Source organism: Chryseobacterium sp. NG-CE01 (genome assembly GCF_055695505.1).
The window spans coordinates 2,472,649-2,496,281 of the sequence record NZ_CM146369.1 but is presented as its reverse complement, the minus strand read 5'-3'; the positions used below and the strand labels follow the sequence as shown (position 1 = coordinate 2,496,281).

18 protein-coding genes are annotated in these 23,633 nt (G+C 37.0%); 6 read left to right on the top strand and 12 right to left on the bottom strand.

Annotated elements, in window-relative coordinates; translation table 11 throughout:
- Nucleotides 1-2,047: 2,047 nt before the first annotated feature.
- The 8 genes from ACYT6F_RS11750 to ACYT6F_RS11715 form a co-directional block, all read right to left on the bottom strand.
- Nucleotides 2,048-2,632: a Crp/Fnr family transcriptional regulator gene (locus ACYT6F_RS11750; RefSeq protein WP_472597861.1), complete on the bottom strand. Its 585-nt coding sequence runs from the start codon at nucleotides 2,630-2,632 to the stop codon at nucleotides 2,048-2,050.
- Between the two features lie 9 nt (nucleotides 2,633-2,641).
- Entirely contained in the window at nucleotides 2,642-2,953 is a 312-nt protein-coding gene (locus tag ACYT6F_RS11745; RefSeq protein WP_472597860.1) for a hypothetical protein, read from the bottom strand.
- A gap of 335 nt (nucleotides 2,954-3,288) precedes the next feature.
- Nucleotides 3,289-4,899 (bottom strand): Na+/H+ antiporter, encoded by a 1,611-nt coding sequence (locus ACYT6F_RS11740; protein ID WP_472597859.1) that lies wholly within the window; start codon nucleotides 4,897-4,899, stop codon nucleotides 3,289-3,291.
- A gap of 1,597 nt (nucleotides 4,900-6,496) precedes the next feature.
- Nucleotides 6,497-6,844, bottom strand: a complete 348-nt coding sequence (locus tag ACYT6F_RS11735) for a cupin domain-containing protein (RefSeq protein WP_472597858.1) — start codon at nucleotides 6,842-6,844, stop codon at nucleotides 6,497-6,499.
- A 40-nt stretch (nucleotides 6,845-6,884) separates the two neighbouring features.
- Nucleotides 6,885-7,505 carry an alpha/beta hydrolase gene (locus ACYT6F_RS11730; RefSeq protein ID WP_472597857.1) on the bottom strand — a complete coding sequence of 207 codons (621 nt, stop codon included), beginning with the start codon at nucleotides 7,503-7,505 and terminating at the stop codon, nucleotides 6,885-6,887.
- A 3-nt stretch (nucleotides 7,506-7,508) separates the two neighbouring features.
- On the bottom strand, nucleotides 7,509-8,462 hold the full coding sequence (locus ACYT6F_RS11725; RefSeq protein ID WP_472597856.1) for a VOC family protein: 954 nt from the start codon (nucleotides 8,460-8,462) through the stop codon (nucleotides 7,509-7,511).
- Between the two features lie 43 nt (nucleotides 8,463-8,505).
- The gene (locus ACYT6F_RS11720; RefSeq protein WP_472597855.1) at nucleotides 8,506-8,799 is read right to left on the bottom strand and encodes a GNAT family N-acetyltransferase; all 294 of its coding nucleotides are present in this window, start codon (nucleotides 8,797-8,799) and stop codon (nucleotides 8,506-8,508) included.
- 104 nt (nucleotides 8,800-8,903) lie between these two features.
- A complete protein-coding gene (locus tag ACYT6F_RS11715; RefSeq protein WP_472597854.1) occupies nucleotides 8,904-9,833 on the bottom strand; it encodes a ring-cleaving dioxygenase in 930 nt (309 codons plus the stop codon).
- A 469-nt stretch (nucleotides 9,834-10,302) separates the two neighbouring features.
- On the opposite strand from ACYT6F_RS11715, the gene ACYT6F_RS11710 reads away from it, so the two are divergent.
- From ACYT6F_RS11710 to ACYT6F_RS11695, 4 genes are all read left to right on the top strand, one after another.
- The gene (locus tag ACYT6F_RS11710) at nucleotides 10,303-11,331 is read left to right on the top strand and encodes a methionine ABC transporter ATP-binding protein (RefSeq protein ID WP_472597853.1); all 1,029 of its coding nucleotides are present in this window, start codon (nucleotides 10,303-10,305) and stop codon (nucleotides 11,329-11,331) included.
- The gene (gene metI / locus ACYT6F_RS11705; RefSeq protein WP_472597852.1) at nucleotides 11,324-11,980 is read left to right on the top strand and encodes a methionine ABC transporter permease MetI; all 657 of its coding nucleotides are present in this window, start codon (nucleotides 11,324-11,326) and stop codon (nucleotides 11,978-11,980) included. Before ACYT6F_RS11710 ends, metI begins: the two co-directional genes overlap by 8 nt.
- 171 nt (nucleotides 11,981-12,151) lie before the next feature.
- Complete coding sequence (gene metQ / locus ACYT6F_RS11700) at nucleotides 12,152-12,958, top strand: methionine ABC transporter substrate-binding lipoprotein MetQ (RefSeq protein ID WP_472597851.1); 807 nt, start codon at nucleotides 12,152-12,154, stop codon at nucleotides 12,956-12,958.
- Nucleotides 12,959-13,178: 220 nt separating this feature from the next.
- The gene (locus tag ACYT6F_RS11695; RefSeq protein WP_472597850.1) at nucleotides 13,179-15,443 is read left to right on the top strand and encodes a glycoside hydrolase family 3 C-terminal domain-containing protein; all 2,265 of its coding nucleotides are present in this window, start codon (nucleotides 13,179-13,181) and stop codon (nucleotides 15,441-15,443) included.
- Nucleotides 15,444-15,604: 161 nt separating this feature from the next.
- Here ACYT6F_RS11695 and ACYT6F_RS11690 read toward each other — a convergent pair whose 3' ends face one another.
- The 3 genes from ACYT6F_RS11690 to ACYT6F_RS11680 all read right to left on the bottom strand — a co-directional run bounded on the left by ACYT6F_RS11690 (nucleotide 15,605) and on the right by ACYT6F_RS11680 (nucleotide 18,818).
- Complete coding sequence (locus ACYT6F_RS11690) at nucleotides 15,605-16,561, bottom strand: Fic family protein (RefSeq protein WP_472597849.1); 957 nt, start codon at nucleotides 16,559-16,561, stop codon at nucleotides 15,605-15,607.
- Nucleotides 16,562-16,614: 53 nt separating this feature from the next.
- A complete protein-coding gene (locus tag ACYT6F_RS11685) occupies nucleotides 16,615-17,361 on the bottom strand; it encodes a metallophosphoesterase (RefSeq protein ID WP_472597848.1) in 747 nt (248 codons plus the stop codon).
- Between the two features lie 71 nt (nucleotides 17,362-17,432).
- Nucleotides 17,433-18,818: an MFS transporter gene (locus tag ACYT6F_RS11680; RefSeq protein ID WP_472597847.1), complete on the bottom strand. Its 1,386-nt coding sequence runs from the start codon at nucleotides 18,816-18,818 to the stop codon at nucleotides 17,433-17,435.
- 143 nt (nucleotides 18,819-18,961) lie between these two features.
- On the opposite strand from ACYT6F_RS11680, the gene ACYT6F_RS11675 reads away from it, so the two are divergent.
- Both ACYT6F_RS11675 and ACYT6F_RS11670 read left to right on the top strand, forming a co-directional pair.
- Nucleotides 18,962-19,432: an Lrp/AsnC family transcriptional regulator gene (locus tag ACYT6F_RS11675; RefSeq protein WP_472597846.1), complete on the top strand. Its 471-nt coding sequence runs from the start codon at nucleotides 18,962-18,964 to the stop codon at nucleotides 19,430-19,432.
- Between the two features lie 131 nt (nucleotides 19,433-19,563).
- A complete protein-coding gene (locus ACYT6F_RS11670) occupies nucleotides 19,564-20,199 on the top strand; it encodes a response regulator (protein ID WP_472597845.1) in 636 nt (211 codons plus the stop codon).
- Here ACYT6F_RS11670 and ACYT6F_RS11665 read toward each other — a convergent pair whose 3' ends face one another.
- Nucleotides 20,200-23,145, bottom strand: a complete 2,946-nt coding sequence (locus tag ACYT6F_RS11665) for a sensor histidine kinase (protein ID WP_472597844.1) — start codon at nucleotides 23,143-23,145, stop codon at nucleotides 20,200-20,202.
- Nucleotides 23,146-23,633 lie beyond the last annotated feature (488 nt).

The window sequence follows — 23,633 nt, the reverse complement described above, 5'->3', positions numbered from 1 at the left end:
CAAAAGTAATTTTCTTTACGCTTCAGTTTCCTAAGTCGGTTGATAGTGTGGTGTTTGGAGATTCTTCGCTGCTTCGCGCTCAGAATGACAGAGTGTATTACATGACTTGTCATTCTGAAAGAATCTTAACATATTTTAAACAATTTTTCTTTTGTCTTAAAACAAAAGAAACAAAGTTCAAGACTGGAACCTGAATGCTAAAAAATATTTTTATTCTCTAAAAATCCCAAACTCGTGCGAGTTCACTATGGGTTCTTCGGTTTTTATATTTTTGTCGCGCTTCGAACAGTAGAATTTTCTTAACGTTCGCAAAAGTAATTTTCTTTACGCTTCAGTTTCCTAAGTCGGTTGATAGTGTGGTGTTTGGAGATTCTTCGCTGCTTTGCGCTCAGAATGACAGAGTGTATTACATGACTTGTCATTCTGAAAGAATCTTAACCATATTTTAAACAATTTTTCTTTTGTCTTGAAATCGAAGATTCGACGTAGTCAAACAAAAGAAACAAAAGCTCAAGACTGGAACCTGAATGCTAAAAAATATTTTTATTCTCTAAAAATCCCAAACTCGTGCGAGTTCACTATTGATTCTTCGGTTTTATATTTTTGCCGCGCTTCGAACAGTAGAATTTTCTTAACGTTCGCAAAAGTAATTTTCTTTACGCTTCAGTTTCCTAGGTCGGTTGATAGTGTGGTGTTTGGAGATTCTTCGCTGCTTTGCGCTCAGAATGACAGAGTGTATTACATGACTTGTCATTCTGAAAGAATCTCAACATATTTTTAAACAATTTTTCTTTTGTCTTAAAACAAAAGAAACAAAAATTCAAGACTGGAACCTTACGCTAAAAATTTCTTTTGCTCTCTAAAAATTCTAAAACTTGCGCGAATTTACTACTGGTTCTTCGGTTTTATATTTTTGTCGCGCTTCGAACAGTAGAATTTTCTTAACGTTCGCAAAAGTAATTTTCTTAACGCTTCAGTTTCCTAAGTCGGTTGATATTGTGGTGTTTGGAGATTATTCGCTGCTTCGCGCTCAGAATGACAGAGTGTATTACATGACTTGTCATTCTGAAAGAATCTCAACATATTTAAACAATTTTTCTTTTGTCTTGAAATCGAAGATTCGACGTAGTCAAACAAAAGAAACAAAAATTCAAGACTGGAACCTGAAAGCTAAAAAATATTTTTATTCTCTAAAAATCCCAAACTCGTGCGAGTTCACTATTGGTTCTTCGGTTTTATATTTTTGTCGCGCTTCGAACAGTAGAATTTTCTTAACGTTCGCAAAAGTAATTTTCTTTACGCTTCAGTTTCCTAAGTCGGTTGATAGTGTGGTGTTTGGAGATTCTTCGCTGCTTTGCGCTCAGAATGACAGAGTGTATTACATGACTTGTCATTCTGAAAGAATCTTAACCTGCATTTGATATATTTTCTTTTGTCTTGAAATCGAAGATTCGACGTAGTCAAACAAAAGAAACAAAAATTCAAGACTGGAACCTTACGCTAAAAATTCCTTCTGCTCTCTAAAAATTCTAAACTTGCGCGAATTTACTATTGGTTCTTCGGTTTATTATTGCTGTCGCACTCAGACAGTGGGATTTTCTTTACGTTCATAAAATTATTTTTTTTAACGCTTCAGTTTCCCAGGTCGGTTTATAGTGTGGTGTTTGGAGATTCTTCGCTGTTTCGCGCTCAGAATGACAGAGTGTATTACATGACTTGTCATTCTGAAAGAATCTCAACATATTTTTAAACAATTTTTCTTTTGTCTTAAAACAAAAGAAACAAAAATTCAAGACTGGAACCTTCCGCTAAAAATTCCTTCTGCTCTCTAAAAATTCTAAAACTTGCGCGAATTTACTATGGGTTCTTCGGTTTTATATTTTTGTCGCGCTTCGAACAGTAGAATTTTCTTAACGTTCGCAAAAGTAATTTTCTTTACGCTTCAGTTTCCTAAGTCGGTTAATAGTGTGGTGTTTGGAGATTATTCGCTGCTTCGCGCTCAGAATGACAGAGTGAATTACGCACTCAGTATTATTCAATTTTGAAATTATTTTTGTCTGGAAGCGAGGCGTTTTCGGATGGTGCTTACGAATTCTTTGGAAACGCCGAGATAGGAAGCGATATAGTATTGTGCCACTCTTTGCGGAATGGATGGGTATACTTTAACAAATTCCAGGTACCGGTCTGAAGCACTTTTGGAAATGGTATTGACCAGACGGTGCTGGAGCGTGGAAAGATTTCGCTGCACAAGCATTCTGAAAACCCTTTCGAACTTTGGAATTTCGGTTAACAGCTGTTCTTTGGTGGTCGGATTGAGCATATAAATTTCCGAGTCTTCCAGTGTTTCAATGTATAAACTGGAAGGCTTCTGATCCTGAAAGGAAGCAATATCACTGATCCACCAGTCTTCTATGGCAAACAGAATGGTCACTTCAAAGCCATTATCATCAAGATAGTAAACTCGTACGCAGCCTTTCTGGATGTACCCTTCGAACTGGCAGATTTCGCCTTCGCGCAGCAGAACCGTTTTCTTGGGAAAGGTCTGGAGGGTAAGCAAATTGGTAAAAAATTGTTCTTCTTTCGGATCAAGATCAATGAATCGTGTTACGTTTCCGATGATGTTTTCAGACATAGTTGCAGTTTAAGGCTGCAAATTAGGAAAAAGTGTGTAAACTTCGTTCTTTAATAATCCGCTTCCTCCGCCATAATGCTCAATAATTTTTACTTCTTTATCCAGCTTTTCACAAAATACTTTAATGTCTTTCTCAAATTGTTCTTCCAGTCCGGAACTCAGCAGTACAATATCTATATTGGTATTTCTGATGGTATCATAGCATGTATTCTCATCCGTTTGGATGATTGCATTCCATCCTTCATTGTTTTCAATAATTCTTTTCAGGGTATCGAGGATCTCCTGATTTTTTCCGATGACTAAGAAGTGTAAGGTATTCATTTTTGATTATTTATTTTATGTTGGTTTGAACACTAGGGGCACTAAGATTCTTTTTATACTTTCTGTTTTAAGGTTCACAAAGCCGTTTTACTTATAATAGGGCACAGAGATTTGATTGATTATTTTTTTCAATACTCTCGAGTTGAATCTTTCGCAGCCTCTCAAATTCAGCCTTAGCCTGTACTTATTGCTGAACACGAAGTTCACAATGATTTCTATCTACTAATTGATTCAAGTTTCACAAAGCCGTTCTACTTATAAGAGGGCACAAAGATTTGATTCTAGCCCTTACCTCAGTCTACATCATAGCCTCAGCCTTAACTTTCGATTTTGCTTTACAAATGTTTGCTTCCGGTAATTTTTAATTCGTTCAGATCCAATTGTGATTCTGCTTTCCGGATCTCATCATCACTGAAGCGTTTCTCTCTCTTCATTTTAAACAGTTCTTTTCGCTGCAGTGCAAAAATATCCAACATAATCTGTTGATATTCTTTAAGGTCATTCTGCATGTTGGTACACATCTCAATAGAGCTTAAATGATTTTTGTGAAGCTCAATGTCGTTTTCAACAGTATTTTTAAAATTTTCAACCAGACTATTGTTATTGATATTCATCTGGTATTTTTCATGCAGTGTATTAAGTGCGAGCTTATCAAGTCTGATCTGGATACCCGCCTGCTGTTCATGGGATGGCTGAATGGGATCAATCTCCTCAATTTTAGTAAGTCTGATAATTAAAGGAAGTGTAAGCCCCTGAAAAACCAGAGTCACAAAAATGACAACAAAGGTGATAAACAGGATGAGGTTCCGCATAGGAAATTCCGACTGGTCATTCATCATAACCGGAATCGAAAGCGCTGTTGCCAAAGAAACAACCCCTCTCATCCCTGCCCAGCCGATAATCAGCGGATTTTTCCAGCCCGGGGTAGGATCTTTCCTGATATTTTTACTGAGCCATCTCGGAATATGGGCTACGGGATAAATCCATAGCATTCTTACCACAATAACGATAGCACTGATGATGAGTCCATACTTTATGCCTTCCATTAAAGAGGTTTCTCCGAGACCGTTGATAATATCGGGAAGCTGAAGACCTATCAGTACAAAAACCAATGCATTCATCACAAAAATAAGGGTATTCCAGACTCCCAGCATGTTGACTCTGGTTGTTCCGGTTTTAAAGATTTCATGAGCACGGAATGACATGAATAATCCGCCGCTCACGACAGCCATAACTCCCGAGTAATGAAAATGTTCTGCAGAGAGAAATAAAATATACGGTGTAATGACCGTTAGAGCCGCATCAATGGCCGGTGTTGTCGGCAGAAACCTGTGAATGGCGTAGAAAACATGTGCCCCTGCAATTCCTACCACCACGCCCATTCCTGCTACAAGAAAAAACTGTCCGGTTGCTTCCTGCATAGAAAATGCTCCGGTCATTACAGCGGCAAGGGCAAACCTGAAAACAATAAGGGATGAAGCATCATTAATCAGACTTTCTCCCTCTAATATAGCAATGGTACGTTTAGGAACCTTAAGTCCTTTTAAAACAGTAGTCGCCGCCACAGCATCGGGAGGAGAAACGATACCCCCCAGTAAAAACCCTAACGCCAGGGTAAAGCCGGGAATTAAAGCCTGTGATGCAAATGCTACTACAAGGGAAGTGAGAAAAACCAGTCCGAAAGCTAAAAGACTGACGGTTCTTTTCCATTTCCAGAAGTCATTCCACGAAGTGTACCATGCGGCTTCGTATAAAAGCGGCGGAAGAAAAATCAGGAATATAATTTCCGGGTCTAATTTTAAAACAGGAACTCCTGGAATAAAACTGATGCCCAATCCGGCCAGTACCAGAAATATAGGGTAGGCAATTTTTATTCGCTGCGCCAGCATCACGAGGAGCATGACGATGAGGAGGAGACCTAGTATAAGGAGTAGTTGTTCGTGCATGGTTTTTATTTTTCTATATATTAATTTCTTTTGCCTTAAAAAGTATTTTTCTTAACGATTCATTTTCCTGTGTCGTTTTATGGTGTGTATATCAAAGTTTGTCATTCTGTAAGAATCTCAAAATATTTTTAATCTATTTTCTTTTGTCTTAAAACAAAAGAAACAAAAGTTCAAGACTGGAACCTTACGCTAAAAATTTCTTCTGCTCTCTAAAAATTCTAAAACTTGCGCGAGTTCACTATTGGTTCTTCGGTTCTATATTTTTGTCGCGCTTCGAACAGTAGAATTTTCTTTACGTTCGCAAAAGCAATTTTCTTTACGCTTCAGTTTCCCAGGTCGTTTCTAAAAGATCCTTCAATTGTTTTGCTTACAGTTTGACAGATTGTACTATCTAACTGTCTCATTCTGTAAGAATCTCAAAATATTTTTAATCTATTTTCTTTTGTCTTAAAACAAAAGAAACAAAAGTTCAAAACTGGAACCTTACGCTAAAAATTTCTTTTACTCTCTAAAATTCTAAAACTTGCGCGAGTTCACTATTGGTTCTTCGGTTCTATATTTTTGTCGCGCTTCGAACAGTAGAATTTTCTTAACGTTCGCAAAAGCAATTTTCTTTACGCTTCAGCTTCCCAGGTCGTTTCTAAAAGATCCTTCAATTGTTTTGCTTACAGTTTGACAGATTGTACTATCTAACTGTCTCATTCTTTAAGAATCTCAAAATATTTTTAATCTATTTTTTTTGTCTTAAAACAAAAGAAACAAAAGTTCAAGACTGGAACCTACGCTAAAAATTTCTTTTACTCTCTAAAAATTCTAAAACTTACGCGAGTTCACTATTGGTTCTTCGGTTCTATATTTTTGTCGCGCTTCGAACAGTAGAATTTTCTTAACGTTCGCAAAAGCAATTTTCTTTACGCTTCAGTTTCCCAGGTCATTTCTAAAAGATCCTTCAATTGTTTTGCTTACAGTTTGACAGATTGTACTATCTAACTGTCTCATTCTGTAAGAATCTCAAAATATTTTTAATCTATTTTCTTTTGTCTTAAAACAAAAGAAACAAAAGTTCAAGACTGGAACCTGCCGCTAAAAATTTCTTCTGCTCTCTAAAAATTCTAAAACTTACGCGAGTTCACTATTGGTTCTTCGGTTCTATATTTTTGTCGCGCTTCGAACAGTAGAATTTTCTTAACGTTCGCAAAAGCAATTTTCTTTACGCTTCAGCTTCCCAGGTCATTTCTAAAAGATCCTTCAATTGTTTTGCTTACAGTTTGACAGATTGTACTATCTAACTGTCTCATTCTGTAAGAATCTCAAAATATTTTTTAATCTATTTTTTTTTGTCTTAAAACAAAAGTTCAAGACTGGAACATTACGCTAAAAATTTCTTTTACTCTCTAAAAATTCTAAAACTTGCGCGAGTTCACTGTTGGTTCTTCGGTTCTATATTTTTGTCGCGCTTCGAACAGTAGAATTTTCTTAACGTTCGCAAAAGAAATTTTCTTTACGCTTCAGCTTCCCAGGTCGTTTCTTTAACTTATTTACTCTTGCGCTATTGGTTCTCTATCCTCTATCCGTCTATTATCTTACAGTCTTTTTCTTACAAATGTATGAATAATGATGTTCTCTCTTTTTTCTCGAGATTCCTAGTTTTATGACCTTTTCCGGTTGTGTCTTCAACCAGGAGAATTTCGCCGGTCTGAAACTGACGGAACTCTCCAAGTGAAGTTTCTATCTCGACACCTCCATCCAAAAGCACAATGAATTGCTTCTGCGGAGCATGATGAAAATCGTAATCATAATCCGCAGAAACTTTTCTGAACTGTAATTTTTTAACTTCAAAATTGTCGGATAAATATCCTATTTCACCCTGATCGACTAAAGGAATTTCAAGATCTTCAAAAAAAGAATCACCTTTTTCGTCACTAAATATTCTTGTGATCTTCATGATTTTTCGAATTAACAAAAATTAAATATTAAGATTTTATCTATACAAAAATCAGTGAATTTGCCAGTTCAAGCTCTTCTTCATTGATAGAATGTCCAAAATTCTGATAGACTTTTTCAGTAACATCCGCATTCATTTCCCGGAGAATATTAGCCGTTGCATACACCCTTTCTACCGGTACATGAAAATCCGGATTGCTGGTTGCTAACAAAACAGGTGTTTGCGCAAAGTCGCCCTTATAATTTCCCCTGTCGATCTTTTCCCCAATCACTCCACCGATAATGGCTGTTGCTCCTCCGAATCTCTGTGCATTTCTCGCTAAAAACTCCAGCGTTAGACAGGCTCCCTGTGAGAAACCAAAGAAATAGATATTTTCAGGTTTAATACCTTCAGCCAAAGCTTTTTCTACGGTTTTTCCAATCGTTTCCACTGCTGAAGAGAGCCATGGCTCATTCTGTTCCACCGGAGCGATGAAGCTAAACGGATACCAGCTGCCGTTGGTAGCCTGAGGAGCGAGCAGTGTGTAGTCTTTTACATTTAAGTATTGTGACAAGCTTAAAATATCCTGCGCACTTCCACCTCTTCCATGAACCATAATCAACACTTTTTCTGCTTCATTCAATGGTTTTCCTGCTGTTTTTATATCTAAAATATGGCTCATGATTTATCTGTATTTCTCTGTTGGATAAGTAAATTTCGGGAGAACTTCTACTAAATGTTCTCTTTTTTCTTCAAACTGCTGAGGAAGATTCAGATGCTCACCCAAAGAAGCGAGTTCCTCATCAACATCAAATCCGGGACCTGAAGTAGCGATTTCAAACAAAACACCGCCCGGTTCTTTGAAATATACGGAAGTGAAATATTTACGGTCTTTCACTTCGGTATGTTCCAATCCGAATTTATTGAGTTTTTCAATCATCTCAAGCTGGGTTTGTGCGTCGGGAGTAGCGAAGGCAACGTGATGAACTGTTCCTCTGCCGGCAAATCCCTTCAAAGCATTCGGGGTGCATACAAGATCTACATATTTCCCCGGAGCATCTTCCGCTGCAAACCTGAATCTGTCTGAACTTTCTTTAATAAGCTGATGATCCATCTGGGTCGTTAATAATGCTGCCGTTCTTTCATAAGCATCCAGCCATATTTCCACATGGTGAATTCCTTTAATGGCAAAATCTTTTGGGATAAAATGGTTATTGTATCCTGTACGTTCATCTTTATCATTGAAAACAAGTTCCAGTCCGAGTCCATCAAAATCTTCAAGATAAATAAATACTTCACCTGAAAATCTTTGCTGAGGCTGCTTGAAAGGGATGTTAAACTGATTCAGGCGATTCATCCAGTAATCCAGTGCATCCATGGATATGGAAAACGCTGTTGTATTCAGCATACCTTTGCCGTGTCTTCCATTTACCAGTCCTTTTCCGTAGGGAAAAGTAGTCATGATGGTTCCCGGCGTTCCGAATTCGTCTCCGAAATAAAAATGGTATACGTCAGAATAATCGAAATTAACCGTTGTTTTTACCAGCCGAAGTCCTAATACTCCGGTATAAAAGTCTATATTTTCCTGTGGATCGCCGGTGATGGCTGTAACGTGATGAAGTCCTGTGATCAGTTTCATAATTTATATTTGAGGTTGAAGTTAAGATTAAGGTTAAATGGAGTTATTCTTCTTTTAACCAAATGTCATTGTACAATTCGGGGTTTCTTTTGAACTGGGCATGAACATACGGACACAAGGGTACGATTTTAAGATCGTTTTCTCTTGCATACGAAACCAGCTTATCCAATAATATTTTTGCAAAACCTTTTCCTGCATATTCTTCGCTGACTTCGGTGTGATAGACGGCCAATTTGTTTCCCATTACTGAAATATCCATTTTTCCGGCTTTGTTATCGTCTGAAAAAAGCTGTATTTCACCTCTTACGTTTCCTAAAACTACTTTCGTTGTTTCCATAATGTTTTTTTGGTTGTTGGTTGTTGGTTAATTGCTTATTGCTTATTGCTTATTGCTTATTGCTTATTGCTAAATTACCGTGTTTAAGAAAAAGAGAGAATGGCCTATGATAATTTCGGCAATACCTCTTCTATTTTCTGGCGAAGGCCTTCGTGCTGTTTCGGAAGTTTTAAGCTTGTTCCCAGTTCGTTCAACGGTTCATCTACTGTGAATCCGGGATTATCGGTAGCAATTTCGAATAAAACACCGCCCGGTTCACGGAAATACAGTGAATAAAAATAATCTCTGTCGATTTTCGGAGTGATGTTTAAACCTGCGGAAAGCACTTTTTCGCGGAATTCCATCAAAACAGCATCATCTTTCACTCTGAAAGCAACATGGTGATTGGTTCCTGCCGCATTTCTTCCGGCTAATAACTGATCATTTTCAATGATATCAACAATGTTTGCTGTTTCTATGGCGTCTGTAGCAAAACGGTATCTTTCGCCTTCCTGTTTCTGAAGATCATATCCGAAGATATCCGTTAAGACTTTAATAGTCGGCTCTGCTTTTTTCAATGAAAGCGTTATATTATGAAATCCTTTCAAAGCATTTTCTTCTTTGATATCTTCCGTTGTCCAAACTTTTCTGTCATCTGTGGAAGATTCAATAAACTGAAGCTGCAAACCATCCGGATCGTTAAATGAAATTAATTTCTCACCGAATATTTCTCCTTCTTCTGCATTTACATTAAACTGCTGGAGTCTGTTTTTCCAGAAATCCAGACTTCCTTTGGGAACCGAATATCCGATATGTGTGGCCAATCCAGCTCCGTTGGTACCCTTTCCTATTCCTTCCCACGGGAAAAATGTCAGAATGGTTCCTGGTGTTCCTTCTTCGTTTCCGAAATAAAAGTGGTAAGTTCCGGGATCATCAAAATTGACAGTTTTTTTCACCAGTCTTACCCCCAGTACCTGAGTATAAAAATCTAAATTTCTTTTGGCGTTGTCTGCAACCGCAGTGATATGGTGCAGCCCTAAAATTCTATTGTTCATATTGTTTAATTTTATATGACAAATGTATGAGCTTATAAAATCCTGCACATTTAACTAGTTTAATAAATGCTTTTCATATACATTTAGAAATGCAGTTCTACGATATATTTTTTAATTAATTTTAAATATTATATCAAATTTTTCATCTTAACCAGAATATAAAAAGAATTATTTCTCAAAATAAATATTTAAAAATCAATGAATTAAAATTTATTTAATAAAAAGTCTACTTATTTTATGGACTAATAAAAATTTATGTTCTATATTTGCAAGCGTAATCAGAAGATAAAAAAATGAATACAGGTTTGAAAAATATTTTCATCATGAAGCATACCATCAGAACAAAGATGATGTATTGCTGTATGCCTGAAATAGAGCATTGTGGTGACTGACCTTACTTTTATATGACATATTTTAAAGGCTTTACCACGTTGTAGAGCCTTTTTTTATTTAATGAAGCATCGTAAAAATGATAGAGATAAAAAATATATCAAAAACTTTCCATCAGAAAAAACAGTCTTTTAAAGCACTGGATCAGGTGAGCCTGGACATTGAAAAAGGTGATATCATAGGAATTATAGGGTTTTCGGGAGCAGGAAAAAGCACGCTGATCAGAACCGTAAACTTGCTTGAAAAACCGGACGAAGGGGAAATTATCATCAACGGAAAAGATTTTACCCGGTTAAAACCCAGAGAACTGGCTAAAGAACGAAAAAAAATAGGAATGATTTTCCAGCATTTCAACCTTCTTTCATCAAGAACCGTTTCTGAAAATATTGCTTTACCGCTGGAGCTTGATGGCGCAAATAAAGAAGCAATTCAAAAAAAGGTTAGTGAGCTTCTCAAAATCGTAGGTCTTGAAGATAAGGCCAATGATTATCCTAAAAGCCTTTCGGGAGGACAGAAACAGAGAGTTGCCATTGCAAGAGCCCTGGCCAACGACCCTTACCTTCTGCTTTGTGATGAAGCTACAAGTGCGCTTGATCCGGCAACAACGCTATCCATCCTCCAACTGCTGAGAGATATCAATAAAAGGCTGGGTATTACCATCCTGCTGATTACCCACGAAATGGAAGTCATCCGGACGGTTTGCAACCATGTTGCTGTTATAGACAAAGGAAAACTTATTACCAAAGGAACTTTACGTGAGATTATTTCACAAAAAGATCATCCCATCATCAAACAATTTTTAAACCCTGGTGTTATGAATATACCGCAAGAACTTAATAAAAAACTCCAAAAAGAACCACAGGACGGTCTTTTCCCTCTTATAGAAATACAAGTGAATGAAGATATTTCGGTTGAAGAACTTCTTTCTATTGTGTATGATAAATACAAAATCCCTTATAAAGTTCTGAAGGCAGATGTAGAATATCTGGGAGATGCAAATTTCGGTAAACTTCTGCTTCAGCTTCGGGGAGATGAAGAGGAAAATCAGCAGGCCATTTATTATTTTAATCAGAACAAAATCCAAAACAGAGTAAGAGGTTATGCTTAGTGATACGGTAATTTCTCTTTTATCAAAGGGACTTTGGGAGACGGTTTTCATGACATTTGTTTCAGGATTTTTCGGATTTGTGTTAGGGCTTCCGGTTGGGATTCTGTTATTTTTAACAAGAAAGAGGCAGCTTCTCGAAAATATTATTTATAACAGGATTTTGTCAGTTTTGGTTAATATTTTTCGGTCTATTCCTTTTATTATTTTGATTGTCTGGATGATTCCTTTTACAAGGAGTCTGGTAGGCACATCCATAGGAGTCAATGCAGCACTGGTTCCGCTGAGTATCGGGGCAGCACCATTTATTGCAAGACTGGTCGAAAACAGCCTGCTGGAAGTTCCGGCCGGACTGATAGAAACCGCCAGAGCGTTGGGAGCCAGTCCGCTTCAGATCATCAGGAAAATTCTCCTGCCGGAAGCGCTGCCTTCGTTAATCAACAATGCAACAATCACTTTGATAACGTTAGTCGGTTATTCTGCGATGGGAGGCGCGGTAGGCGCCGGCGGATTGGGACAGATCGGCTATCAGTACGGCTACATCGGCTATGATGCGGTTATTATGAACCTTGTGCTTGCCTTATTGGTAGCCATTGTATTCATCATACAGTTTTCTGGTGATCGACTGGCTAAACGGTTTGACCATCGGTAATTAAGAAGAAATAATGTTGCTCAGGCTTAAGTATTAATATAATGTGAATGTAAATAGTGTGGTGGCATTGCAAAACTTTGTCACTGATGGTAAAAGGCGAATTTCCGGGACACCCTGAGATTACTAACGTTCTGTGATCTTCGCTTTTTAACCATTAAAAAAATTTAAACAATGAAAAAAATAAAGATTTTAGGATTAATTACTGCAGGATTACTACTGTCATCCTGTAATTCCGGAAAAGACAATCCAAACTCCATTAAAGTCGGAATTACCGCCGGACCGGAGCAGGAAATTGCAGAAACCGCTAAAAAAGTAGCGAAAGAAAAATATAACCTTGACGTGGAACTCGTTGCCTTCAACGATTATGTTGTGCCAAATGAAGCTCTGAATAATGGTGACATAGATGCCAATGCCTTTCAGCACGTACCGTATCTGAATGAACAGTCAAAACAAAGAGGCTATAAACTGGCCGTTGTGGGAAATACATTTGTCTACCCTATTGTAGCCTATTCCAAAAAAATAAAAAACATCAGCGAACTTCAGAATGGCAGTACGGTTGTCATTCCCAATGACCCGACCAACGGCGGACGTTCTTTACTGCTGCTGCAGAAAAATGGGTTGCTGAAACTCAGGGATGGCATTGGCTTACTGCCTAAAGTAACTGATATTACAGACAACCCCAAACAGTTAAAACTCATCGAAATTGAAGCACCACAGCTACCGAGAGTATTGGATGATACAGAAGTGGTGCTGGCGATCATCAACAATAATTTCGCAGCACAGGCCGGACTGGATGCAGAAAAGCAGGGAATTTTAAAAGAAGACAAAAATTCTCCCTATGTTAATGTCATTGTTTCCAGAGAGGATAATAAAAATTCTGAAAAGGTGAAGAAATTCGTAAAAGCCTATGAATCTGATGAGGTCTTAAAAAAAGCAGAGGAAATTTTCAAGGGTGGTGCTATTAAAGGCTGGAACTAAACATAATAATTATACAATGGTACATCTATTATATAAGATTTTTCAAGATTGATATAAATTTTGTTATTTATATATTTTTGCTGACATCATTTCTTTTTAAGGAATGATGTTTTTGTTTTTATAATGGTGAAAAATAACCAATTTTCCGAAATTACATTTTCTCAATTTGAGATAATAAAAAAATTCCCTATTTTTGTTTTTAATCTAAAAAAGGCTTTTTATGTTAAAGAAAACCGCCATTGTAAGTTTATTTACTCTTATTTCCGCTTCGTATATGGCTCAAAATACCAAGACAATTCCCGTTTATTTAGACGAATCAAAACCCGTTGAACAGCGCATTCAGGATGCTCTTTCCAAAATGACGCTTGAAGAAAAAATTGCCATGCTTCATGCGCAGTCAAAGTTCAGTTCTCCGGGAGTACCGAGACTGGGAATTCCTGAATTCTGGACTACCGACGGCCCTCACGGAGTCCGTTCTGAAGTAAAATGGGACGAATGGGACCAGGCCGGCTGGACTAATGATTCAATCATCGCCTACCCTGCCCTTACCGCACTTTCTGCAACCTGGAACAAAAATATGTCATGGAATTATGGGAAGGCATTGGGTGAAGAAGCCCGCTACAGAAAAAAAGATATTCTTCTGGGACCGGGCGTCAATATTTACAGAACACCTTTAAACGGAAGAAACTTCGAATATATGGGAGAAGATCCGTTCCTAACTTCAAAAATGGTGGTTCCTTACATTAAAGGAGTGCAGTCGAACGGTGTGGCAACTTCCGTGAAGCATTTTGCTTTAAACAATCAGGAAATGTTTCGTCACACCAGCAATGTGATCGTGGACGACAGAACTTTATATGAAATTTATCTACCCCCTTTTAAAGCTGCCGTAACGGAAGGAGATTCGTGGACGATCATGGGAGCTTATGATATGTACAAAGGACAGTACGCCAGCCAGAACCAATATCTTCTGAATGACATCCTTAAAAAAGAATGGAATTATAAAGGTGTTGTGGTTTCAGACTGGGGTGCGGTAAATAATACTGAACAGGCTATTCACAACGGGCTTGACCTTGAATTCGGAAGCTGGACAAACGGCTTATCGGACGGGCATTCCAATGCTTATGACAATTATTATCTGGCACAACCTTATTTAAAATTAATTAAAGAAGGAAAAGTGGGAACAAAAGAGCTTGACGATAAAGTGACCAGACTGTTGCGTCTTGCTTATAAAACTACCATGAACAGGAACAAGCCTTTCGGGAATATTGCTTCTGAAGAACATAAAGCCGTAGCAAAAGAAATTGGTGAAGAAGGAATCGTGCTCCTGAAAAACCAGGGAAATGTACTTCCGATTGATATTAATAAAGCTAAAAAAATTGCCGTTATCGGTGAAAATGCCATCAAGATAATGACCGTAGGAGGAGGTTCTTCTTCCCTGAAAGTAAAATATGAAACGCTTCCCCTGGACGGAATTAAAGCCAGATTCGGGAAACAGGCTGATGTACAGTATGCACGAGGATATGTAGGAGACATCGGTGGCGAATATAACGGGGTAAAATCCGGGCAGAACCTGAAAGAAGAACGTTCTCCTGAAACACTTTTGGAAGAGGCGGTTGCGCTGGCAAAGTCTTCAGATTATGTAATTTTCGTAGGCGGATTAAATAAAGCTGATTTCCAGGACAGCGAAGGCAATGACAGAAAAAGCTACGGACTTCCTTACAATCAGGATCAGGTGATCTCTGCATTGGCAAAAGCCAATAAAAACCTTGCCGTAGTGCTGGTATCCGGAAATGCGGTGGCAATGCCTTGGGTAAAAGAAGTTCCGACGATTGTTCAGGCATGGTATCTGGGTTCCGAAGCAGGAAATTCCCTGGCTGCCGTATTGGCTGGTGATGCGAACCCTTCCGGAAAACTGCCGTTCACTTTCCCTGTAAAGCTTGAAGATAATGCTGCCCATCAAATGGGAGAATATCCGGGGAATAAGGAAGAATTGGCTGCAGGAAAAGGAAAAGATCAGAAAAACCCTATTAATATCAAATACAATGAAGGTATTCTGGTAGGATACAGATGGCATGACACGAAAAAGATCAAACCATTATTCAGTTTCGGGCATGGTCTAAGCTACACGACTTTTGAATTCGGAAAAGCAAAAGCAGATAAAAAAAACATCTCACAGGATGATACCATCTCTTTTACAGTAACAGTTAAAAATACAGGTAAAAAAGCAGGAGCCGAAGTTGCACAGCTTTACATCAGTGATCTGAAATCATCCGTTCAGCGTCCTGCCAAAGAACTGAAAGGTTTTGAAAAAGTATTCCTGAATCCGGGAGAGGAAAAAGAAGTAAAGTTTACCATTGACAAAACATCTTTAAGCTTTTTCGATGCCGATAAACACGACTGGGTTGCTGAACCCGGAGATTTCGAAGCCTTAATAGGAAATTCTTCTGATGCTATTAAAACCAAAGTGAAGTTTACTTTAAAGTAGTTTTACTTATTTATATTTCTAAAACGTGAATGCCCGGATTTTGTCCGGGCATTTTTTATTAATTGTAATTTAAATATTTGAATATTAAGATTGTATAAAAGTCTAAAAAATTAGGAAATATTTTGATAAGTACTACGTTTAATCTTTTTCCGGCTCAATAATTATTTAAATTGATATTCTGTTGTTCTTTGCTCTCCTGATTTCATCAAAATGTTCTCATCAGCCGCCCATTTCAGATCCCTGCTTGCGGTGGGAGCCGAAATATTTTTAAAATTTTGCAAATAGTCTTTTCTGCTGAACTTTTTATTTCCAATTTTTTCTTTGAATAAAAATATTCTGTCTTTTGCGCTTAAGATGATATTTTGTGATTGTAGAACCTGTTCTAAAGATTGTAAAATAATAGACAACATAAACTCAATAAATGGAGTCGATTGTCCTGCTTTATCAGATTCCGAGAGTTTATCATAGTATTCCTGCTGGTTTTCTTTGATTAAGCTTTCAATCGGCAAGTATTCGAAAACAGGATATTGCTGCATTAGAATTAACGTTTGCCAAAGCCTTCCCATTCTTCCGTTTCCATCAGTAAAAGGATGTATAAATTCAAACTCGTAATGAAAAACGCAGCTTTTAATCAGGATTAAATCCTTATCATTCTTTATATAATTAAAAAGATCATTCATTAATGCCTTCACCATAGTTCCGCCCGGAGCGAGATGTTCTACTTTTGAGCCTTTCACAATCCCAACATTGGTAGTTCTGAACCTTCCCGGTTTTTCAACAAGATTTCTCATTAATATTGAATGTGCTAATTCCAGATCTTTAATTTTATTGGGATTAAAAATCTTTAAATCCTTATATACTTCAATCGCATTCTGAACTTCAAGAATGTCTTTTGCGGGAGCAATAATTCGTTTATTTTCCAAGAGAGCGGTTATCTGCTCTTCCGTAAGTGTATTACCTTCGATTTCAAGAGAAGACTGAATAGTTTTGATTCTGTTCTTCTTTCTGAGTTCGGTATTAGGCTTATAAAGATGACTGGCGTTAATCTCTCCTATTTTCTCGGAAATAGAAGCAATTAACGTTAGTATCTTCTCTGTAATAATATAAGGCGGCTTCAAAGTATGATAGTATCATTTGACACTATCAAAGATATGATTTTTAAATGAAATGATTAAACCCCAATAATCAATTCCTTCTCATATCCGTTATATTTTTCCGTAACGTATCCGTGCGGATTACAAATGATTTCAGTCCTACCAACTTTGTATCTGCAAGGCGTATGAATATGCCCATGAATCCAGTATAAAGGCTGATATTTTAGAATTAGATCTTCCAGATCTGAGGCATACGCTGCCGTCAGCGGATCTTTTTTAAAATGTTCCGGTACCGATTGGAGGCTTGGCGCATGATGGGTCACAACTATATTCCGCATCTCTTTAGATTCCTCCAGACTTTCTGTGAGCCAGGCTCTTGAAAACTGATGAATTTTAAAAATATCAATCGACCTCATTTTTGAATAGGAAGGATCGCGGCGGATCATTTTATAATCGTTCATACCGTTCTGACAGAGAAATCCGTAATATCTGGGATCTCCAAAAATTGAAAAATCCGTCCATAAAGTGGATCCGTGAAAACGTATGCCTTCAATATCTACAAAGCTGTCTTCCAGAACAAAAATATTGGAATCCTTCGCTGCTTCTTTTATCTTATTCAATGTTTTTGGATAGTAGCCTTTATAATACTCATGATTTCCGAGCACATAGATTACAGGCTTATTAGGAATATGGCTTTTAATCCAGTCAACTCCCTTCGTTCCCAGATTCACATCTCCGGCCAGCACAACCACATCAGAATTATCAAAGGCCAAATCGGTTACTCCAAATTCCTGATGCAGATCACTGATGACTTGTATTTTCATTCTGCTAAAATAAAAAGAACCGGCGTTTTTTTTCCGGTTCTTTCATATAATTTAGTTAAAGAAGGTCAATTTTACGAAACTGCAATTTTAGTTTCTCTTATTTTTAAAGTTCTGATGATAAAATAAAACAATACTCCCAGTGCAGACAGAGCATACACGATCAAAATCAATAAGCTTAAATTTCCCACTGCCCATTCCGAAGGAAAAACCTGGCTCATTAATGTCATGAACGATAACCCAATTCCGGCTCCTAAAAAATAACTTGTAGAACTCACACTTGAAGCTACTCCGTAGTCTGAAGCTTCAATATCCTGAACACCCAACACAGACTGTGCTGTAAAACAAAATGTCATTCCTATTCCGGAAATGCAGGCTGCCCCAATTAAAACCAAAGGCAAAGGATGTCCGGTATATACTGAAATCAGCAGCAGTAAAGCGCCGGCCAGCATAAAACTCCATCCGAAAATAGCCATCTGAGCCGAATCGAGCCTTTTTGAAATATGTGGCAGAACAAACTTGGCAACCAGCGCAGACATGATACTGAACGGAACCAGCATTAATCCCGCCGAAGCTGCACTATGATTCATATCTTTCTGGAGCATCAGTGAAATAAGAAACAGAAAGCCTATAAAAAATGCACCCAGTGCAACGAAGCTTAGTCCTGAAACTTTCAGTGATCTGTGTTTCATTAATGACAGGTCTATCAATGGCTGAGCTGCCGATTTTAAACGATAAAACAATATTGTTAACAATAAAAAAGCGGTAATGAAGGAAGAAACAACTATTATAGTCTGTTGTTTAATATGAATAAGTTCATGTGCTCCGTAAGTAAGGCTCAACAATCCCAATACAAGCAAAACACCTGATAAGACATCTGTTTTCTTTGATTTTTCTGAAATTATGTCTTTCGGGAGATAATAATAAGCTAAAAAAAGCGTGACAGCCAAGATCGGAACATTAATCAGAAACACCCAATGCCAGCTCAGGTAAGTACTTATAATTCCTCCCAGTGAAAGTCCGCTTCCGGAACCGATTGCCGCAAATGAACTGAAGATCCCGACTGCACGGTTTCTCTCCTGGTCTCCGGTGAAAGTATTGGTAACAATAGACATAGCTGAAGGCATGATGAATGCCGCACCCAGTCCCTGCAAAGCACGAAATACCGCCAGCATTTCAAATCCGGAGGATAATCCTGCTCCTAACGAAGTCAGCATGAAAATCAATGAACCCAGCAGAAAAATCCTACGACGCCCGATCTGATCGGAAAGCTTTCCGCCGATAATAAGGAATCCTCCGAAAAAAAGCACATACAGCGTCTGAAGCCACTGCACCGTATCTGTACCGATACCGAACTGCCCCTGAATAGAAGGAATAGAAAGATTAACAATAGCAATATCCAACGCTTCTACAAAAGTTCCTGCAGATGCTACCATCAAGATGATCCTTTTTCTGTCCATATAGTTCATTTATGCTGCAAAATTACAATTATTAGAACGACTGTTAGAATTTGATGTTAATTTTAGAACAAATATTATATTATTAAATTTTTTAAAGTACATTTACTCTTATATTAAAAAAATAAGTATCAAAAACAGAACAAATGACAACAGAAAATTATAATCCGGACGAAAAAGATCTTGCTATTCTGAGAATTCTTCAGAAAGATGCCAAGCTGAGTGTACGGGATATTGCAGGAAGAATTAATCTAAGCCCCACCCCGACACATGAACGCATTAAAAGAATGGAAAGACTGGGAATTATTCGGGAATATACGACCGTGGTAGACCGCAAAAAAGTGAATAAAGGAATGATGGTAATCTGTATGATCGCTTTGAATATTCACAATAAAAAGACAGCAGGAAAATTCATCGAAGAGGTGGGAAAACTGAAAGAAGTGGTTGAGTTTTATAATATCAGCGGAGATTTTGATTTTATGCTGAAGATCCTGGCGCCCAACATGGACGAGTTCCATGAATTTTTCGTGAATAAACTCTCTGAAATTGAAGGAATCGGGCAGACTAAAAGTATCTTTGTGATGAACAGCATTAAGGAAAGCGCACAGATTCTCTGATTAAAACAGGGTTCTGCAATTGTAAATTCTGCGATTCTAAGAACATTCGTTCCGACTGAAGTCCCGGATTCACAATATTTAGAAAAAATATTAATATATTTGAATATATAAACATGATGAAAACTGTATAAATGGAAACCAACAAAAAAAGCGTACTGATTATTGATGATCACAGCATTGTGAGGCAGGGAGTCTATCTGCTCATCAGAAAGCATTTTGCCAATACCGATATATTTGAAGCGTCTACATTAAACGACGGAAAGGCGATCATCAAAAAAGGAAATATCAATTTCATCATACTGGACATCAATTTTCCTGAAGGCAACAGTCTCAATTTTGTTGAAAATCTTACCATAGAATATGGCGACAGCATCAAGATACTTATTTTTTCTGCTCTTGAAGAAACGATTTATGCTTTTAACTTTATAAAAGCAGGAGCACATGGATTTTTAAGCAAACTTTCTGAGCAGGAAGAGATCGTAAGAGCCTTCAGTAAATTCTTTGAATCGGGAAAATATTTAAGTGAAGAGCTTAAAGAGAGGCTTCTTGATAATATGATCCGGAAAAGCAGCGCATCTCCTATCGAAATGCTTTCCATCCGCGAGCTTGAAATTGCAAGGCTTTTGGTGGCAGGATTATCCAATAACGAAATTGCCTCCAAACTTTACATCCACAAATCTACAGTAAGCACTTATAAAACAAGAATTTTTGAAAAGCTCGGAATCAATAACATCCCTGCTCTTCTAAATATTTTCAATTTGAATTGATCAGACAGCAAAGGTCAAAATCATTTTTGTGCCTTCCCCTTTTTTGCTTTCGATATCAAAAGATACGTCTATAAGAGGTAGTAACTCTTTAACGATTTTCATACCTAACCTGGAACCTGAGAAATCCTGAGTCTGCTTCAGCTTTGCCAGTTCTTCTTCCGACATTCCGAATCCTGTATCTTCAATTACCAGATGATAACGGCACTCATCATTGGTGATTCCGTAAATATAGATGAATCCCTGGTCGGTATACTTAATGGCGTTGTCCAGAATATTATGAATTACAATGCTTAAAACATCAGGATTACTCACCACAATATCATTTTTACCGATATTATTCTGTATCTGTATTGATTTAAATTCTGCTGTATTGGCAAACAGCAGCATTCTCTGGAAAATAAAATCTCTCAGCACAATATTTTCCCTGGTCTTATAATTGTCGTAAATGAAAATTTTATTATAATTAATCGTAGAGTCTATAAATTCGAGTATCTGTGCAGAAGATTCATTGATGGAAACTATCACTTTTTTTTCGTAGCACGCATCATCAATATTATCCAGGAGAAGCTCAGTACTCAGATTAATAAATTTGAGCGGGCTTTTGATATCATGGCTTATTGCAGCCACAAGTTTTTTCTGCCTGTAAAGCTGTGCATAAAGCTCTTCCCGTGTTTTGGATAACGAACCTATTGTTTCTTTCAGTTCGATGGTGCGCTCATCAATTTTAGCATTTAAAAGGAGAGACTCATTTTCTATCTGTTTCAGCCTTATCCGGTAAAACGAATAGAATACCAGCAGCAGTACAACAACGGCCAGTAATTTGAATGCGGCAGTTTCCCAAAAAGTAGGCTTTACAAACACCTGCAATTTCTTATAAATATATTCCGAAGAAAAGTCTTTTAATTTTCTGACCTGAATATCGTGCTTTCCATGCGTAAGGGAGTTGATACTTATGATTCTGTTTTCTGGAAGCGGCTGCCATGTATTTTCGTCTATTCTATATTCGATATAATCATTTGCCTGGTTCCCGAAATTCGTGTAATCCACAAAAATTTTCACATATCCGAAATTATTTTCGAGATTTAAAATGCCGGAAACATTTTTTTCCTTCTCATTAACAGCAACGCGGTCTAGGTAATAATCATTCCCAGGCATTACAGGAAAGGCATTTTTCACATTAATATAAACCATTCCGTTCATGGAAGGAAACACAACGAAACCATTGCTGATGAGCCCGTTAATATTAGCTCCGCCATTAAACTCGGAAGTAAGAAGGCCGTCCTTACGGGTGTATTTGTGAATATAGACATCAGACTTTCTGTGAAGATAAGAATTCAAAAAATTTTGTTTTCTTACCTGAAAAAGGCCCTTATTAGAAGAAAGCCAGTAATATCCCATGCCATCATCCAGCACACTGTGTACCGAGGAAAGTGTACCGTTTTTTTGTGGCGGCGCATACAGCCTGCCGTCTTTATAAAGATAAAGTCCTTTTCCATAAGTTTGTACCCAAAAAAGATTATCTCCGTTATTATTAATACTTCTGAAAGTTATGTTTTTTACAAGTGTTTTTCTTGTACTTTTCTTTTCGTTAAACAGATAAAGTCCGTTGTGTGCAGCAACCAGAAATTCTTCATTATTAACCTGGGCTATACCTCTTACAGGAACATTAATATCATAAAATTTTTCTCTTATAACTTTTTGATTTTTAATAGTTATGTATCCTATAAGATCTTTTTCCGATTCTAGGCAGAACCATATTTTATTTCCGGCAGTGCTGCTTATACCACGGACTGAGGTATTTTTACCAAAATCCCGGATGGTTCTTGCTTTACCCTGAGACCACAGAATAATGCTGTTTTCGCTTTTCAGAACAAATTCTTCCTTTCCTTCAAGCGGAAGTATACCGTATTTATCTTTATTGGGAAAAGGAAAGCTTTTGATGTAACCGTTTACGTTAAATACATCTCCTTCACCTGTAATTACTTCTTTATCATTAAATGTTGTTATAGCATGAAAAATTGTTTTCCGGGGAGAGTTATAGGCATTGATAAAATTTTTTCTGACCAACAAGAACCCTTTGGAAACCGTACCAACGATCAGTGTTCTTGTTATGGAATCATAATACATACATGTAATAGGAAGGTCTTTAAGAGTTTTGCTATCGCAGACAAGAGTTGATGAGATGGTGTTATTTTTATGTTCAATCAAATAGATTTTATTATCATTTCTGATCAGGAGCTGCTTATTCGCATTATTAACTAAAAAATCAAAATCATCTTTCTCTGTTATTCCTGTCTGATATTCCTTTATCAATCCTGTTTTTTCTATTTTCTCAATAAGAGCACTATCTTTAAGATAAAAGAGTTCATTACCCAAGAGGAAAAACCGAAAATAGACATATCCTTTCAAATCTCTGATAAATCGGGTTTTACCATTTTTTTGATAAAAAAGGCGGTAATGGTCTATATAATAAAATTCCTTTTTTGTAATGTAGAAATGAAATCTTCCCTTTTTTATTTTTTCCGAACTGTCTTTTAAGATTTTGCAAAGATTTTCCGGACCATGAGATTTTAATTTGTTAAAGCTGGCAGAATCTCTTTCAGAAACTACAGAAAATGATCTGCGGGTAATTATGGACGGAATCTCTCCGGAGTTAAAAAAGGTGAAAAGCCAGTCGTCATCTGCCGAGCCTTCTATTACTAAAGTTCTGTTCTCTACCGAAGGAATATTCACATCGTACGTCAGAAAGTTCTTTCCATCAAACCTTACAATGCCGTTTTCGGTGGAAAGCCATATAAATCCGTATTTATCTTTTACGACAGATTTGATGGTATTTTGAGGAAGCTTGCTTTCATCAGCATTATACCATTTTTCATAATAGTTTTCCTGCTGTGCAGAAAATTGCAAGCATGCGAGAACAAAGAGTAGTGCCAAAAGGTATTTCATTTTGTGTTTTTAAATAAGACAGTTAATACTTGTAATACTATTACTACATAATGTAGTACAAATACTTATTAAATATTAAAATAGTATTACATACTCTATCTTTTCATAAAAATAACTTTGTGCTTGTAATATTACAGTTAGATAACTATAAAATATACACCAAAAATACATTTTTTTATAATATTTCACATAAATTTTATAATAAAAATGATATAATTAAAACAAACTAATGAATGTAATATAAAAACCAAAAAAGACTATGAAGCCTAAAAAGCAAATAATGAGAAAAAGTTAAATTCGGATTCCGGATCTTCAGATGGCCTGTAATGACAAAAGCACTCACAGGTCATCTTTGGAAACGGTACACAAATGAAACATAAGTATCGGTAAGGAGTTGAATAATAAAGACAATTATACAACAAAGTCTTATGAAAGTATTATACGATTTAAAAAGAAACATTATGATTTTTACCGTGTCATTATCACAG

Excerpts from the sequence above, each read along its gene's own strand:
- ACYT6F_RS11715 (WP_472597854.1), bottom strand. The coding sequence starts at position 9,833 with ATGAACAATAGAATTTTAGGGCTGCACCATATCACTGCGGTTGCAGAC.
- ACYT6F_RS11710 (WP_472597853.1), top strand. The coding sequence starts at position 10,303 with ATGATAGAGATAAAAAATATATCAAAAACTTTCCATCAGAAAAAACAG.
- ACYT6F_RS11680 (WP_472597847.1), bottom strand. The coding sequence starts at position 18,818 with ATGGACAGAAAAAGGATCATCTTGATGGTAGCATCTGCAGGAACTTTT.
- ACYT6F_RS11730 (WP_472597857.1), bottom strand. The coding sequence starts at position 7,505 with ATGAGCCATATTTTAGATATAAAAACAGCAGGAAAACCATTGAATGAA.
- ACYT6F_RS11685 (WP_472597848.1), bottom strand. The coding sequence starts at position 17,361 with ATGAAAATACAAGTCATCAGTGATCTGCATCAGGAATTTGGAGTAACC.
- ACYT6F_RS11675 (WP_472597846.1), top strand. The coding sequence starts at position 18,962 with ATGACAACAGAAAATTATAATCCGGACGAAAAAGATCTTGCTATTCTG.
- ACYT6F_RS11735 (WP_472597858.1), bottom strand. The coding sequence starts at position 6,844 with ATGAAGATCACAAGAATATTTAGTGACGAAAAAGGTGATTCTTTTTTT.
- ACYT6F_RS11750 (WP_472597861.1), bottom strand. The coding sequence starts at position 2,632 with ATGTCTGAAAACATCATCGGAAACGTAACACGATTCATTGATCTTGAT.
- ACYT6F_RS11745 (WP_472597860.1), bottom strand. The coding sequence starts at position 2,953 with ATGAATACCTTACACTTCTTAGTCATCGGAAAAAATCAGGAGATCCTC.
- ACYT6F_RS11670 (WP_472597845.1), top strand. The coding sequence starts at position 19,564 with ATGGAAACCAACAAAAAAAGCGTACTGATTATTGATGATCACAGCATT.
- metI (WP_472597852.1), top strand. The coding sequence starts at position 11,324 with ATGCTTAGTGATACGGTAATTTCTCTTTTATCAAAGGGACTTTGGGAG.
- ACYT6F_RS11665 (WP_472597844.1), bottom strand. The coding sequence starts at position 23,145 with ATGAAATACCTTTTGGCACTACTCTTTGTTCTCGCATGCTTGCAATTT.
- ACYT6F_RS11695 (WP_472597850.1), top strand. The coding sequence starts at position 13,179 with ATGTTAAAGAAAACCGCCATTGTAAGTTTATTTACTCTTATTTCCGCT.
- metQ (WP_472597851.1), top strand. The coding sequence starts at position 12,152 with ATGAAAAAAATAAAGATTTTAGGATTAATTACTGCAGGATTACTACTG.
- ACYT6F_RS11720 (WP_472597855.1), bottom strand. The coding sequence starts at position 8,799 with ATGGAAACAACGAAAGTAGTTTTAGGAAACGTAAGAGGTGAAATACAG.
- ACYT6F_RS11740 (WP_472597859.1), bottom strand. The coding sequence starts at position 4,899 with ATGCACGAACAACTACTCCTTATACTAGGTCTCCTCCTCATCGTCATG.
- ACYT6F_RS11725 (WP_472597856.1), bottom strand. The coding sequence starts at position 8,462 with ATGAAACTGATCACAGGACTTCATCACGTTACAGCCATCACCGGCGAT.